Below are 13,921 nucleotides of genomic sequence, written 5' to 3'. Positions count from 1 at the left end.
TCACTCTGCGAGCAAAGCGAAGAAGAGACGGATGACAAGTACGAATTCGTCACCGAAACCGCACGCACCGTCACGAAATAAGAAGCCGCTTGTGGCCGGGCTCACTGTGGCGCTCACCTTTGGGCGCGGGCATCGGCGTGGTGGCGGCCACATCTCCGAGAGCGCCCGCCTCGCCGATGGCCGCCGCGACGGTCACCGTCACGGCGGAGGCCGCGCCCGCGCCGACCGTGACTGTCTCGGCGCCCCCGGACCGGCGCCCGGCGGCAACGGGCTGTGTCGCAAAAGCCAGTTTCGGGACATCAGACGTCGCGAAAGTGGCTTTCGCGACACGCTCGGCCGCGCTCGACGCGTGGGTCACGGGTCCGTCGGGTGGGCCGTGAGTGAAAGGGTGCCTGGTGTCCTGACCGGCCTTCACAGCATCAGCACCCCAGGTGGCTTAGGTGTCGTCGCGCGCCTTGCTGGGCTGGACCCGCTTCGGCTCGCCCGGCATTTTCGGGTAGTCCGGCGGATAAGGCATCTCGCCGAGGCCGTGATCGCGCTCGTCCCGCGCGTACCACTCCAGCAGCGTCTCGATGCCGAACGCCTGCTCGTCCATCGGCACGTGGAGGTCGCCGCGCTCGGCGTAGAAGGCACCGGCGGTGAGGACGTCGAAGTCGTCCGGGTCGACCTCGGTCAGCAGGTCCCAGGTGAGCGGGGTCGACACGGTGGCACGCGGGGTGCCGCGGACCGACCACGCCGAGGCCACCGTGCGGTCGCGCGCGGCCTGGTTGTAGTCGATGAAGACCCGGCCGCCGCGTTCTTCCTTCCACCACGCGATGGTCGCCTTCTCGGGGATCCGGCGCTCGACCTCGCGGCCCAGCGCGATCACCGCGTGGCGGACGTCGATGAAGTCCCATTCGGGCCGGATGCGCACCAGGACGTGCACGCCGCGGCCGCCCGACGTCTTCGGGTAGCCGACGAGCCCGGCCGAGTCGAGCACCTCACGCACCACGCCGGCGACCTCGACAGCGTCGCTGAACCCGGCCTCGTCCGGCGGGTCGACGTCGATGCGGAGTTCGTCGGGGTGGTCGACGTCGGGACGCCGCACCGGCCACGGGTGGAAGTCGAACGTGCCCAGGTTCGCCGCCCAGGCGAACACGGCGGCCTCGGTCGGGCAGACCTCCTCGGCGGTCCGGCCCGACGGGAAGGTGATCTTCGCGGTCTCCACCCACTCCGGGGCGCCCTTCGGCACGCGCTTCGCGTAGAACCACTCGCCCTCGACGCCATCGACGTAACGCTTCAGCGTCGTGGGCCGCTCCCCGACCGCGCGCAGCAACGGCTCGCCGATCGCGACATAGTGCTCCACGACCTGGCGCTTCGTGATCCCGCGGGCCGGGAAGTACACCTTGTCCGGGCTGGACACCCTGACCTTGCGCTCGCCTACCTCGACTTCGATCGGCTCACCGTTCTTGGGCATGCGCCCACCGTAGCCAGTCCGGCGCGACTCAGGGCCGTGGATCGTTCTTCAGAAGTGCCATCGTGATGACGTCATGCCACTCGCCGTCCCACCACAGGGCTTCCCGCTGAAGCCCCTCGCGGACGAACCCGCACTTCTCGTAGACACGTTGGGCCCGCAGGTTGAACTCGAACACCTCCAGCGAGACGCGATGGACACCGACGATGTCGAACGCGAAGTCCAGGATCAGCTTCGTCGCCTCGGTGCCGTAGCCCTTGCCGAAGACGTCGGGCCCGGTCAGCGCGATCCGGAACGCGGCGGAGCGGTTGTCCTCGTCGAAGTCCGAAAGCACGACTTCGCCGAGGTAGACCCGATCCGCCTTGCGCAGGATCGCGTAGTCGGCCCGGTCGTCGAGGCCCGGCCGCGAGGCCAGCCACTCGCGGATCTGGTCCTCGGTGAAGACGGTGTGCGTGCCGGTCAGCCGGGTGGTCTCCGGCTCCCGCAGGGCCCGCCAGGCGGACTCGAAGTAGGACTCGTCGAGCTGCGCCAACACGACGTTCTCGCCGGTGAGTTCGGGCTGCGCTCGCAGCGCCTCGGTGTCGATCACAGCGAATACCGTACGGTTGACGCGGTGTCCGGCCGTACCAAATTGATTCTCGCGCTCACCGTGCTCGCCCTCTTCGTGACGGCCGCGGTGCTCCTGCCGATCCCGAGCCCGGCCGGGCTGCGGGCCTGGGCGGCCGGACTCGGCCCGGCCACACCGCTGGTGTTCTTCCTGATCTATTCGGTACTCACCGTGGCACCGATCCCGCGCACCGTGTTCAACCTGGCAGGCGGCCTTCTGCTCGGCGCCACGACGGGCATCGTCGTCGGCATCCTGGCGACCACGGTCGCCTCCGGCCTCTCGTTCACCCTTTCGCGGGCACTCGGCCGCGACCTCGTCACCCGGCACCTGCACCGGGCCAAGGTCCGCGCGGTCAACGACCGGCTTTCCGACGGCGGGGTACTGGCGATCACCTCCTTACGGCTGATCCCGATGGTGCCGTTCGCTCCGTTCAGTTACCTGTGCGGAGTGTCGTCGGTCCGTTTCGTTCCGTATCTGATCGGGACCGCGCTCGGCAGCCTGCCGGGGACGGTCGCGGTCGTCGTCCTCGGCGACGCGCTGACCGGGGAAACACCGCCCGCCCTCCTGGTCTGTTACGCCGTGTTCGCCGCCGCGGGGGCCATCGGGCTGGTGCAGGTCTTCCGGCGGAAGGCCGTTCCGGTGGCCGAACCGGTCGATGAGGAAGATGCGCCCGCATCCGCACCGGCGAGCTGACGGGGAACCGAAACCGTCGCCCGCTACACTCGATCGGGTGCGCGCGACCATCACGACCGCGTAACGCCACCGTCACCCCGGAATGTGCTAGTCAAAGAATGTGTCAGGAGCAGTCGCCATCGACACCGGTCAGCTGATCGCTGGGCACTATCGCCTGGTCGAGCAAATTGGTAGCGGTGCCATGGGGGTGGTCTGGCGTGCCATCGATGTCCGCCTCGAGCGCTCGGTGGCGGTCAAGCAGATCCTCCCGCAGCCAGGTGTCTCGGAGGCCGAGCGCGACAACATGCGCCAGCGCGCCATGCGCGAGGCGAAGAACGCGGCCCGTTTCCAGCATCCGAACGCGATCGTGGTGTTCGACATCGCCGAACACGGCGGCGACCCCTGCCTGGTGATGGAGTACCTGAACGGCCCGAGCCTCTCGGCGATCATCTCCGATGAGGGCACGCTGCCGCTGGGACGCGTCGCGAAGATCGGCGAGCAGGTCGCGTCGGCGCTGGTCGCCGCGCACCGCGCCGGGATCGTGCACCGCGACGTCAAACCAGGGAACATCCTGATCGACGAGTCCGGCACCGCGAAGATCACCGACTTCGGCATCTCGCGCGCGGCGGGCGACATGACGCTCACCCAGACCGGCCTGATCGGCGGCACCCCTGCCTACCTCGCGCCCGAACTGGCACGCGGCTCGGACCCGGTGCCCAGCTCCGACGTCTTCGCGCTCGGCGCGACGCTCTACCAGGCGATCGAGGGTCAGACGCCGTACGGGAACAGCTCCAACCAGCTCGCACTGCTGTACGCGGCCGCGAACGGGCAGATCAACCCGCCGCAGCAGGCGGGCGCCGCGACGGCGCTGCTGATGAGCCTTCTGCGCACCGAACCGACCGAACGCCCGACCATGGCCGAGGCCCGGGAGCGGCTCGCCGCGCTGGCGGCGAACGAGTCGGGCGCGGGCACGGCGGCCTCGCCGCGGCTCTTCGGATCGGGCGGCGGCGGCAGACAGCCCGCCGTGCCTGACACACCTGGGCACGGCATTCCCGGCGGGGACCGGCCGCCGTGGCAGCGGACCGAGAAACCGGCCCAGTCCGCCGCCACCCCTCCTCCGCCTCCTCCCGCCAAGCAGCACACGCCGACCGCCGCGTTCATGCCGATGCGCTCGCAGGCCGCCCCGCCGAACACCCCGCCGCGCCCGGTCGCCGCGATGAGCCAGCCGCCGTCCGCGGCCGCCCCGATGCGACCGTCGCCGGCGAAGCCCTCGGACGGCAAGCGCAAAGCCGTCCTGTTCGCGGGCGCCGGCGCCGCGGTCGTGGTGATCGCCGTGATCGTGTTCCTGGTGCTGAATTCCAGCAACGGCGGCGGCAACAACCAGGGCGGCAACAACGCCGGCGCCAACCCCCAGCCCGGCACCTCGACCTCCAAAACGACTCCCCCGTCGTCTTCGAAGGCGAGCCAAGCGGGGCTTGGCAAGACGGAGAGCGAGCGGGTCACCAACTACTCGAGCGTGGGCACCTTCGTCCTCGAATTCTTCGACACGGGCAAGATCGGGACGTCCGCGAGCTGGAAGAAGCTCACAGACGCCGCGAAGGGCGTCTACGGCTCGGAGCAGGCTTTCGCCGATTACTGGAGCACCCACAAGGTCACCGGTGCCGACACCGCTCGAGCGGACAAGGGCGGCGGCAACGCCGACGGCTCGATCGACATGAACATCACGCTCAACAAGGGAACGCGTCCCGCGCTGCGTGTCGTCCAGGTCGGCGGGGAGTACTTCATCGACGCCGACACACGAGTACTCGGTAACTGACGCAACGTGGCGGTGGTGAGACCCGCCTCGCCGGTGGTAGGCCAATCGCCGCTTTTGGCTTACTGTTGCTGGTATGGCCGATAGCGGACCTTTCGGACCTGGCCAGAATCCTCGGTTCGACGAGGACCTGGTAGGTCTCGACCCGTACGACCCCGAAGCTCGCGCCTTCGCCGAGCATCTGGACCGCATCGAGCGCTGCGGCCCCAACTTCACCGTGGAAGCCTGCCTCGACGGTGTCTCCGAATTCGCCGACTCCAGCAATCGCCTCGGCGGTCTGCGCTGGTGGATTTCGGCATTGGTGGTGATCCTCATCGTGCTCGGCGTGATGGTCACCGCATGGGACATCATCGGCCGGGCCATCGCGTGGCTCGCGGGGTAACGTGGAACCGGTGAAAGGCATGAAACCCGTTGTCGGAGCCACGCCACGCGTGGTCAAGTCCGAGCAGGAATGGCGGGAACAGCTCAGCCCCGACGAGTACGCCGTGCTCCGCCAGGCGGGTACCGAGCGCCCCTTCACCGGGGAGTACACCGATGCGAAGACCACCGGTGTCTACCAGTGCCGCGCCTGTGGCGCCGAGCTGTTCCGCAGCGACACGAAGTTCGAGAGCCACTGCGGCTGGCCATCGTTCTACGACCCGGCCGATACCGACGCCGTCCTCCTCCGCGAGGACACCGCCATGGGGATGCGCCGGATCGAGGTGCTGTGCAAATCGTGCCACAGCCACCTCGGGCACGTCTTCGAAGGCGAGGGATACGCCACGCCGACGGATCAGCGGTACTGCATCAACTCGATCTCGCTGACGCTCGTTCCCGAGTCGTAACCAACCGAAGCGAACCACCGCCCTCCTCGACGCGTTCTCGATGGACAAGACAGCGTCGGGGAGGGCTTTTGGGTAGGGGGCTTTGCTGTCGTATGAACGAACCCTGGGGTATCAGCGGACCGGGCTTCGCCTGGCTGTACGGCTGTCTGGTCGCCATCCCGTTCGCGCTCGCCGGGGTAGCGACCGGGTCGCCGACACCGCCGTCGCCTGCCTGCTCGAGCGGCAGGGTCTCCGGCTCGACGGCCCCGGAACCCTGTACCCGGTCAGGCCCGCTCCAGCCGATCCCTTCGAGCACGCGGTCATTTCGTTCGTACCCGGCAGCGGCATCGGTCTCCGCCATCTTCGGTCACGGATGGCACGGCACGCGGTCATCAAGGACCTTCGCGACGACTTGCAACGAAGGGGCCTGGAGGTCGCCGGGTGGGCTGGCAGTGCGCGTTGGTCGCTTACGTGGCCGTTCTCGTCGTGGGGACCGCGCGCCTGGCGAACGCCGTTCCGGCGAAGCGGCCCGCCGACATCCTCATCGTGCTGATCCTCGCCGTGCTCGCGGCCATCGGCCTCACCGGCTGGCTCCAGCGGCCGGACCGGGCCGGCCGCGCGACCACCGCCGGCGAGCTGGCTCCACTACGGCGACTGGGATCGTGACCTGGCCAGGTAACTCTTCGCGGTTTGAACGCCTTCCCCGACCCGATTCTCGCGGCCACGCTGGTCAGGACGGGCGACGTAGGGTCGACGGGCACGGCGAGTACGTGTGGCAAAGGCGCGTCCTTCGCCGTCGGTTCCTCGTGCGGCGGTGGCTCGTCGTGCGGAGGCGGAGGCTGAAGTGGTTGCGGCCGCTGACGGTCCAACTACCGTCGCGAAAGTCCACTCCGGCTGTTCGAATCACGGAACCATGACCGGACGGAAGAGCGTCCGACTACGGTAAGCGCATCTGCTCGTGAAAGGCCCGTGCGATGGAAGACACCTGGGGCATCCCCGGACCCACTTTCCTGGCGGTCTACGCCGCCCTGCTGGTGCTGCCGCTGGTCGTCGGTCTCTTGTGGACGATCACGGTCAAGCTGGGCCGCAAGGCACCACGTGCCACCGTGAGCGGACCGCTGCCGACGGTGTACGAACTCGCCTACCTCGCCGGCGGCCCGGACAGGGTGGTCGACACGGCCATCGCGGCGCTGGTCGACCGCGGGACGTTGCGGGTCAGCAGCTCGAAGCAGCTCCAGCTGACCGGTCCGGAGCCCGCCGACCGGATCGAGAGGGCCGTCGCCAAGGGCGCCAAACCGGGTTACAACGCCACGACTCGCGGCATGCGCGACCGGCTTCGGATGTCGGGGCCGATGCAGGCGCTCGGCCAGGGTCTGGAGGCGCGGGGACTCGTGGTCGTCAACCAGGCGCCGCGGATCCGCCGGGTCGTGTTCTTCCTGTATCTCGCGGTTCTGGTCCTCGGGGTGGTGCGCCTGTTCGCCGGGATCTCCGCCGACCACGCCGTCGGCTTCCTGATCCCGCTGCTGATCGCGGCCACGTTCGCGACGCTGGTCGCCAGGGCCGTCAAGAACAAGCGGACGGGCCCGCGCCCGACCAGCGAAGGCAACCGAATCCTCGGCAGCGCCAACCGTGCGCTGGCGCGGGAGCGCGGAATCCCCGACCAGCCTGCCGTGGGCGGCATGGCCGGTGGCGCTCTGCTGGGCGGCGCCGCGGCGGCGGTCGCGTTGGGCGGACTCGCCTTCTACCCGGACGAGGAGCTGAGCGCGGCGCTGATCCCGCCGCCCGTCTCGGGTGCCTTCGGTGGCGGCGGTTCGTCCGGCGGCAGCACCTGCGGCACCGGTGGATCCTCGTGCGGCGGCGGGAGTGGCGGTGGCAGCTCCTGCGGTGGCGGGGGCTGCGGTGGCTGACCGGCCAGGGCACCTCGGGATCGGCATCGGCTGGCGGCATGAGCTCGACCTGTCGATCGCGCGGCTGCCCGGCGTCGACTGGGTCGAGGTCGTCGCCGAGAACCTGCACGCCGGGCAGCTCCCCGAAACGCTGACCGCCTTGCGGGACAAGGGAATCCCGGTGCTGCCGCACGCGGTCTCGCTGTCGCTCGGCGGGGCCGAACCGCTGGACACCGCGCGCGTCGAGCATCTCGCGGAGATCTCCCGTGAACTCGGCGCGCCGCTGGCCAGCGACCACGTGTGCTTCGTGCGCGCGGGCGGCCTCGACTCGGGCCACCTGATGCCGCTCCCCCGCACCCGGGACGCGCTCGATGTCCTGGTGGACAACGTCAAGCTGACCCAGTCCATCGTGGACGCGCCGTTCGCGGTGGAGAACATCGCGGCGGTACTGGAATGGCCGGACGCGGAGTTCTCGGAGTCGGAATTCCTGCGGGAACTGACCGATCGGACCGGCTGTCTGCTGATCATCGACGTCGCCAACCTGTACGCCAACGCCCGCAACCTCGGCACCGATCCCGAACGGTTCCTCGACGAGATCCCGTGGGAACGGCTGGCGTACACCCATATGGCGGGCGGCGTCGAACGCGACGGCGTCTACCACGACACGCATGCCCATCCGATCGTCCCGGAAGTGCTGGACCTGCTGCGCGAACTGCGGCGGCGCACCGAGCCGCCCGGTGTACTGCTGGAACGCGACGACGACTACCCGCCCGACAGTGAACTGGCGGCCGAGCTGGCCGCGCTGCGGGAAGCGGTCTCGCCATGACTTCGCCCCGGGAGCGGCTCGCCGGGCAGCAAGCCGAGCTGCTCAAGGCGCTCCTCGCCGGAGGCGACGCCCCGGCGGGTTTCGAGGCGGACAGGCTCCGCATCGAGGCGAACGTGCTGCGGAACAAGCAGCGCAGGCTCGCCGCCTTCCTGCGGCCCGACCTCGCGGAAGCGCTCGGCGACCGGTTCGCCGCCCTGTTCCGCGAGTACTCGGCGAGCCACCCGAAGACCGACACGATCCGCGCGCGGGCCTACGCGGACGAGTTCGGCGCCTGGCTCGTCGAACGCGGCGCGATCCCGAAGCCACGGAGCCGGTTCACGAGGTGGGTGCGCAGGAGCTGAAGGGGACTTTCCCCGCATCTCACGCGGCGAAGGGCGCTTTCACCTCATGGCATGCGGGGAAAGTCCCCTTCAGCTACCACACCGGGCGGTCGCTCCCCGCCACATGCGTTCCTTCTGTCCACTGTGGATTCGCACCCGGCAGCACGCCCGCCATCTTGACCCGGGTCAGCCGCCCGAGCGGACTGTCGACGTCCTCCAGGAATTCGGTGGCGTCGAACTCGGTCGCGCCGGCTTCCTTGCGTCCCAAGGAATTCAGCCACTCCGCGGTTCCGGCCAGCGAGGTGCGGACGTGCCGGCTGCCGCCTTCGGTGGCCGCTCGGCGGACGGCGGTCATGATCGCCGCCGCGGTGAGCCAGCCGGTCGCGTGGTCGAGCGCCTGCACCGGCAGCGGTCCCGGGCCGTCGATCCCGGCGGTCCTGCCGCCTTCGTCGGCGATCCCCGACGCCATCTGCACCAGGCTGTCGAAGCCACGCCTGCGCGCCCACGGCCCTTCCCAGCCATAGGCGGACAGGTCCGCGACCACGATCCCCGGCCGGAGTTCGGCGATCGCCTCCGGCGAGAAACCCTTGGTCACCAGCGATCCCGGCCGGAAGCCCTGCAGGACGACATCGGCGCGGGCGATCAGCTTGCGCAGCCGCGAACGCCCGGCTTCGGTCTCCAGGTCGACGTACGCCGAGAGTTTGCCCATCCCGGTGTCCACGGCCAGTGGTGGCACGGTCGGCAGCCGATCCGACCCGATGTGCATGACGGTGGCACCGTGCGCGGCGAGCACCCGGCCCGCGACAGGCCCGGCGATGACGTGGGTCAGGTCCAGGATCCGCACCCCGCCCAGCGGCCGATCGGACTCGAACAGCCGCACCGGCTCCGACGGCCCGAGCGACCGGATCTCGGCGATGGGCTGTCCGCTGGCCACCTGTCCTTGCTTGTGCGCCAGCCACTCCTCGCGGGTGCGCAGCACGGCCGCGGCACCGCCGGCGCCGATCACCGCCGACTCGACCTCGAACTTCGACTTGGCCGCGACGACCTTCTCGAACGCCTCGCGGGTCGCCGGTACGCCGAGGCCCCAGCACACGGCGGAGACGTGCCGCGGATAGTTGCAGTGCAACCGCACCCAGCCGTCGTTCGCGCGGTAGTCGCCGGACAGCGGCGCGCTGAACGGCACCGGCTCCCCGTCGACGCGGATGTACTGCTCGCTGTGGAACGACGCGGCGGCGTGCCGGGTGTCGACCGAGACCCGGCCGGGCTCGATCCCCCGCAGCCGCAACAGTTCCCCTGCCGCCAGTGTCGCCGCGGCGATGCTGGTCGTCGCCGCCTCCTCGACCCGGAAAATGCCGGGCAGCACGGAATCGGGGCCGGTGACCTCGACGGCGTCTTCGGCGAGCGTGTCGCCGGTGAGCGTGGTCCAGACGCGGGAGTCCAGTGGTGCGTTCACTAGGGCAGCAGGGTGATCAGCTCGGCGGGTTCCACCTTGGTCCCGGTGTAGAACGGGATCTCCTCGCGCACGTGGAGGCGGGCCTCGGTGCCGCGCAGGTGACGCATCAGGTCGACGATGCGGTGCAGTTCGTCGGCCTCGAAGGCCAGGATCCACTCGTAGTCGCCCAGCGCGAACGACGCGACCGTGTTGGCGCGGACGTCCGGATAGTCGCGAGCCTCCTTGCCGTGATCGGCGAGCATCTTGCGGCGCTCGTCGTCCGGCAGCAGATACCACTCGTAGGAACGCACGAACGGATAGACGCAGATGAACTTGCGGGCCTCTTCACCGGCGAGGAACGCCGGGATGTGGCTCTTGTTGAACTCCGCCGGGCGGTGCAGCGCGACCTGGCTCCACACCGGCACCGAGGCGCGGCCGAGCGGCGTGTGCCGGAAACCGCTGTAGGCCGCCTGGACCTGCTCGATCTCCTCGGCGTGCCACCAGACCATGTAGTCGGCGTCGGCCCGCAGCCCTGAGAGGTCGTAGAGGCCGCGGACGATGACGCCCTTGCCCTCCAGCGCGTCGAGGTACTCGGTGGTCTCCGCGGTCGCTCGCGCGCGGTCGTCACCGAGCTTGCCCTGCTCGGCCCGGAAGACCGACCAGGCGGTGTAGCGGATGGTGTCATTGAGCTCGTTGTAGTTCAGCCGCGCCATACCGCCATCTTGGCACTGCCGGTGCTCAGGAGCCCTCGTGGGTCGGTGTGATCCCGGCGATGCGGCGGGCGGCCGCGTCGGCGGTGGCGATGCACGCCGGAAGCCCCACACCGTGCAGCGTCGCGCCTGCCACGGCGAGCCCCGGCACGTCCGCGACGGCGCGTTCGATCCGCTCGACGAGTTCGAGGTGGCCGGTGCCGTACTGCGGGAGCCCGCCGCCCCACCGGGTCACCCGGGTTTCGATCGGCGCGGCGGCGACCCCGGTCAGCCGGGCGAGGTCGTCGCGGACCACGCGCACGAGTTCGTCGTCGTCGGCGTGCAGGGCGCCCAGTTCGCCGAACCGGCCGACGGAGCCGCGCACCAGGACCGGGCCCTCGCCGTACTGCGCCCACTTGCGGGAGGAGAAGGTGAACGCCTTGGCGGCGAACGGTTTCCCGGCCGCGTCCCGCTCCCCCGCGCCGATCAGCACGCCGGACGACTCCGGCAGGTCGGTGCCCGGCGGAAACGCGAGCGCGATCACCGCCATCGACGCCAGTTCGACCTCGGCGAACGCCGACGACGCCACACCCGCGACGCCGTCGAGCAACCTCCGGGCCGAGGGCGCAGGGACGGCGAGAAGGACGAAGTCGGCTTCGAGACCGTCGACCATCCAGCCGGTCGCGGTGCGGTTCAGCGCCGTCACCGTGACCCCGGTCCGGATCTCGGCACGCGAAAGCTCCGCGAGCCGCTGGATCAAGGTGCCGAGCCCGCCAAGCAGGGTTCCGAAGACCGGCGCCGTACTCGGCGAGGCGGGCATGAGCGAGGCGGCGCCTTCGGTGAGCGAACGCGCGCCGCGATCGACCGCCGACGCGAGACCGGGCATCGTCGCGCGGAGGCCGAGGCCGTCCGCTCCCCCGGCGTAGACTCCGCCCAGCAGCGGGTCGACCAGCCGGTCGACCAGTTCGTCGCCGAACCGCTCGCGCAGCAGCGGGCCCAGCGGGGTGTCCCCGGCCGGAAGTTCCACCGGCTTCAGCGAAGACTCGGCCTCGACCATGGCGCGGCCCTTCTCCGACAGCACTCCGGAGACCGCGTCGGCCGAGGCGGGAACGCCCATGACCGTGCCAGGAGGCAGGCCGAGCACGGATCCACCGGCGTGGATCTTGGCACGGGCCTTGGTGGGGTGGACGAGGCTTTCGCCCAGCCCGACCTCGCGGACCAGGGCGAGCGCCTCAGGACGGCGGGCGAGGAAGGCCTCCGCGCCGACGTCGTAGCGCTCACCGGCGAGTTCGATCGTGCGGAGCTTCCCGCCGAGGGACTCCGTCGCCTCGAAGACGACGATCCGCGCGTCTTCGCCGAGCAGCGTCCGCAGGCGGTAGGCCGCGGTCAGTCCCGAGATACCGCCACCGACGACGGCGGCGATCTTCACGGCCGGAGCTCGTGCACCAGCCCGACCACGCGCGTCAAGACGTCCGGGTCGACGCCGGGCAGCACGCCGTGGCCGAGGTTGAAGATGTGGCCGTCGGCCGCGCGGCCTTCGGCGTGGATGCGCCGGACCTCCGCTTCGAGCACCGGCCAGGACGCGTGCAGCAGCGCGGGGTCGAGGTTGCCCTGGACGACACCGCCGCCGAGGCGCCGGACGGCCTCGTCGAGCGGGATACGCCAGTCGACGCCGACCACGTCGGCGCCCGCGTCACGCATGGCCACCAGCAGCTCGCCGGTGCCGACGCCGAAGTGGATACGCGGGACCCCATACCCGGCGACCGCGGACAGGACCTTCGCCGAATGCGGCAGGACGAACTCGCGGTAATCCCGCTCGGAGAGCGCGCCCGCCCATGAGTCGAACAGCTGGATCGCGTCGGCTCCGGCGTCGAGTTGCGCGGACAGGAACGTGATCGCCATATCCGCCAGGCGCCCCGCCAGCTCGTGCCACAGCTCCGGCTCGGAGTGCATGAGCGCCTTGGTGTGCTCGTGGTTGCGGCTCGGCCCGCCTTCGATGAGGTAGGAGGCCAAGGTGAACGGCGCGCCGGCGAAGCCGATCAGCGGCGTCTCGCCCAGCGACCCGACCAGCAGCCGGACACCGTCGGCGACCCGCTTTACCTGCTCCGGGGCCAGGACCGGCAGCGCGCGCACGCCCGCGGCGTCACGGATCGGCTCGGCGACGACCGGGCCGGTGCCCGCGACGATGTCGATGTCGAGGCCCGCCGCCTTGAGCGGGACGACGATGTCACTGAAGAGGATGGCCGCGTCGACGCCGTGACGGCGGATCGGCTGGAGCGTGATCTCGGCGAGCATCTCCGGGTCGAAACACGCGTCGAACATCGAGGTGCCTTCGCGCAGCGCCCGGTACTCGGGCAGCGACCGGCCGGCCTGGCGCATGAACCACACGGGAGTGCGGTCCGGGCGTTCGCCACGCGCGGCGGCCAAGAACGGCGAACCGGGCAGGGCGCGACGGGCCGACGAGACGGTCTGCGCGGAAGAAGCAGCTGAAGGAGACATCACGGTTCATGGTGCCATGGGCGCTCCGCGGCCTTACTCTCGGCGCGTCTGCGCCCCGAACCGGACACTCGCGTCTTACAGTCGGTTGGTGACCGCGATGACGTCAGTACCCGACCTCTTCCGTGAAGCCGTCGCGGCGTTGCAATCGGTCCGGCCCCGCCCCGAAGTGCAGCTGGAGACGATGCGCCCGCCGCAGCGACTGGCGCCATGGTCCTACGCGGTGAGTTGCGAGGTGGAAGGCCCGGCCGACGTGCTGGCGTCGGGGCGGCTCGTGCTGCTGCACGACCCGGACGGCCAGGAAGGCTGGGACGGGGTCCTGCGGCTGGTCATGTACGTCCGCGCGGAACTCGACCGGGAACTGGCGACCGATCCCTTCCTTCCCGCCGTCGGCTGGTCGTGGCTGACCGATGCGCTGGAAAGCTCCGGCGCGGAGTGGACGGCGCTGGGCGGCACGGTCACCGAGACGTCGTCGGCCCGCTTCGGCGACATCTCCGGCCCCGCGCGCACCGACGATCTGGAACTGCGGGCGTCCTGGACGCCGACCGACGCCGCGCTGCGGCCGCACGGGCAGGCCTTCTGCCAGGTCATGGCGAGTGTTGTCGGACTGCCGCCGGTCGGCGTGACCCTCTTCGAGCAGCGTCAGTCCTCCTGAAGCCCGTCGGCCTCCGAAACTCCAAGTCCGCGAAGGCCTCCTTCCTACCTTGAGGTCAGGTCCCGGCAAAGTCGAGGTCTTACAGGTCAGGCGGCTCTTCGCCGCTCCGGTAGTGGAGCTTGATCAACAAGGGTTCAGGAAGACATGCCCCCGGCACACGCCGAGTGGGGAGGATTTCGGACGTTCAACGTCCGAAATCCTCCCCACTCGGCCCCTGCAGGCACCAGCTATGCCAAGCCCGGATCACCACCAGCAGCCCTGCGACTTTG

16 protein-coding genes and 1 pseudogene are annotated in these 13,921 nt (G+C 70.2%); 10 read left to right on the top strand and 7 right to left on the bottom strand.

From position 1 onward, the window contains the following. Positions 1-70 precede the first annotated feature (70 nt). From ACM6LU_RS11320 to ACM6LU_RS11310, 3 genes are all read right to left on the bottom strand, one after another. Positions 71-358 carry a hypothetical protein gene (locus ACM6LU_RS11320; RefSeq protein WP_414937578.1) on the bottom strand — a complete coding sequence of 96 codons (288 nt, stop codon included), beginning with the start codon at positions 356-358 and terminating at the stop codon, positions 71-73. Positions 359-436: 78 nt separating this feature from the next. Next, positions 437-1,456, bottom strand: coding sequence for a DNA polymerase domain-containing protein (locus ACM6LU_RS11315; RefSeq protein WP_414937577.1), 1,020 nt, complete (start codon positions 1,454-1,456; stop codon positions 437-439). Between the two features lie 28 nt (positions 1,457-1,484). After that, positions 1,485-2,042, bottom strand: a complete 558-nt coding sequence (locus ACM6LU_RS11310) for a GNAT family N-acetyltransferase (RefSeq protein WP_414937576.1) — start codon at positions 2,040-2,042, stop codon at positions 1,485-1,487. A gap of 24 nt (positions 2,043-2,066) precedes the next feature. Between ACM6LU_RS11310 and ACM6LU_RS11305 the strand changes: the two genes are divergently transcribed. The 9 genes and pseudogenes from ACM6LU_RS11305 (at position 2,067) to ACM6LU_RS11265 (ending at position 8,401) form a co-directional block, all read left to right on the top strand. Continuing rightward, positions 2,067-2,753 carry a TVP38/TMEM64 family protein gene (locus ACM6LU_RS11305; protein WP_414937575.1) on the top strand — a complete coding sequence of 229 codons (687 nt, stop codon included), beginning with the start codon at positions 2,067-2,069 and terminating at the stop codon, positions 2,751-2,753. A 181-nt stretch (positions 2,754-2,934) separates the two neighbouring features. Continuing rightward, on the top strand, positions 2,935-4,548 hold the full coding sequence (locus ACM6LU_RS11300) for a protein kinase domain-containing protein (RefSeq protein WP_414937951.1): 1,614 nt from the start codon (positions 2,935-2,937) through the stop codon (positions 4,546-4,548). Between the two features lie 73 nt (positions 4,549-4,621). Continuing rightward, the gene (locus ACM6LU_RS11295) at positions 4,622-4,927 is read left to right on the top strand and encodes a hypothetical protein (RefSeq protein ID WP_414937574.1); all 306 of its coding nucleotides are present in this window, start codon (positions 4,622-4,624) and stop codon (positions 4,925-4,927) included. A gap of 19 nt (positions 4,928-4,946) precedes the next feature. Then, the gene (gene msrB, locus ACM6LU_RS11290) at positions 4,947-5,369 is read left to right on the top strand and encodes a peptide-methionine (R)-S-oxide reductase MsrB (RefSeq protein WP_184902764.1); all 423 of its coding nucleotides are present in this window, start codon (positions 4,947-4,949) and stop codon (positions 5,367-5,369) included. An 82-nt stretch (positions 5,370-5,451) separates the two neighbouring features. Further along, a pseudogene (locus ACM6LU_RS11285) lies at positions 5,452-5,730 on the top strand (hypothetical protein); the annotation flags it as partial. 59 nt (positions 5,731-5,789) lie between these two features. After that, on the top strand, positions 5,790-6,014 hold the full coding sequence (locus ACM6LU_RS11280) for a hypothetical protein (RefSeq protein WP_414937979.1): 225 nt from the start codon (positions 5,790-5,792) through the stop codon (positions 6,012-6,014). A gap of 308 nt (positions 6,015-6,322) precedes the next feature. Next, positions 6,323-7,255, top strand: coding sequence for a TIGR04222 domain-containing membrane protein (locus tag ACM6LU_RS11275; protein ID WP_414937573.1), 933 nt, complete (start codon positions 6,323-6,325; stop codon positions 7,253-7,255). Further along, on the top strand, positions 7,248-8,060 hold the full coding sequence (locus tag ACM6LU_RS11270) for a DUF692 domain-containing protein (RefSeq protein ID WP_414937572.1): 813 nt from the start codon (positions 7,248-7,250) through the stop codon (positions 8,058-8,060). The genes ACM6LU_RS11275 and ACM6LU_RS11270 overlap by 8 nt, the downstream gene beginning before the upstream one ends. Beyond that, positions 8,057-8,401, top strand: a complete 345-nt coding sequence (locus ACM6LU_RS11265) for a hypothetical protein (protein ID WP_414937571.1) — start codon at positions 8,057-8,059, stop codon at positions 8,399-8,401. The genes ACM6LU_RS11270 and ACM6LU_RS11265 overlap by 4 nt, the downstream gene beginning before the upstream one ends. A gap of 73 nt (positions 8,402-8,474) precedes the next feature. Here the strand turns inward: ACM6LU_RS11265 and ACM6LU_RS11260 are convergent, their stop codons facing one another. Genes ACM6LU_RS11260 through hemE form a run of 4 tightly spaced genes read right to left on the bottom strand, consistent with a single transcriptional unit; the run spans position 8,475 to position 13,000 of the window. Continuing rightward, complete coding sequence (locus ACM6LU_RS11260; protein WP_414937950.1) at positions 8,475-9,821, bottom strand: CoA transferase; 1,347 nt, start codon at positions 9,819-9,821, stop codon at positions 8,475-8,477. Positions 9,822-9,832: 11 nt separating this feature from the next. Then, positions 9,833-10,525: a hydrogen peroxide-dependent heme synthase gene (gene hemQ, locus ACM6LU_RS11255; protein ID WP_414937570.1), complete on the bottom strand. Its 693-nt coding sequence runs from the start codon at positions 10,523-10,525 to the stop codon at positions 9,833-9,835. Between the two features lie 25 nt (positions 10,526-10,550). Next, complete coding sequence (hemG, locus tag ACM6LU_RS11250; RefSeq protein ID WP_414937569.1) at positions 10,551-11,930, bottom strand: protoporphyrinogen oxidase; 1,380 nt, start codon at positions 11,928-11,930, stop codon at positions 10,551-10,553. Next, complete coding sequence (gene hemE / locus ACM6LU_RS11245) at positions 11,927-13,000, bottom strand: uroporphyrinogen decarboxylase (protein WP_414937568.1); 1,074 nt, start codon at positions 12,998-13,000, stop codon at positions 11,927-11,929. The genes hemG and hemE overlap by 4 nt, the downstream gene beginning before the upstream one ends. Positions 13,001-13,088: 88 nt before the next feature. On the opposite strand from hemE, the gene ACM6LU_RS11240 reads away from it, so the two are divergent. Next, positions 13,089-13,652: a DUF3000 domain-containing protein gene (locus ACM6LU_RS11240; RefSeq protein WP_167406136.1), complete on the top strand. Its 564-nt coding sequence runs from the start codon at positions 13,089-13,091 to the stop codon at positions 13,650-13,652. Positions 13,653-13,921 lie beyond the last annotated feature (269 nt).

This window comes from Amycolatopsis sp. cmx-11-51, assembly GCF_047608665.1.
GTDB lineage: Bacteria > Actinomycetota > Actinomycetes > Mycobacteriales > Pseudonocardiaceae > Amycolatopsis.
The sequence above is the reverse complement of the archived record's forward strand: the minus strand, read 5'-3'. Positions and strand labels throughout refer to the sequence as shown.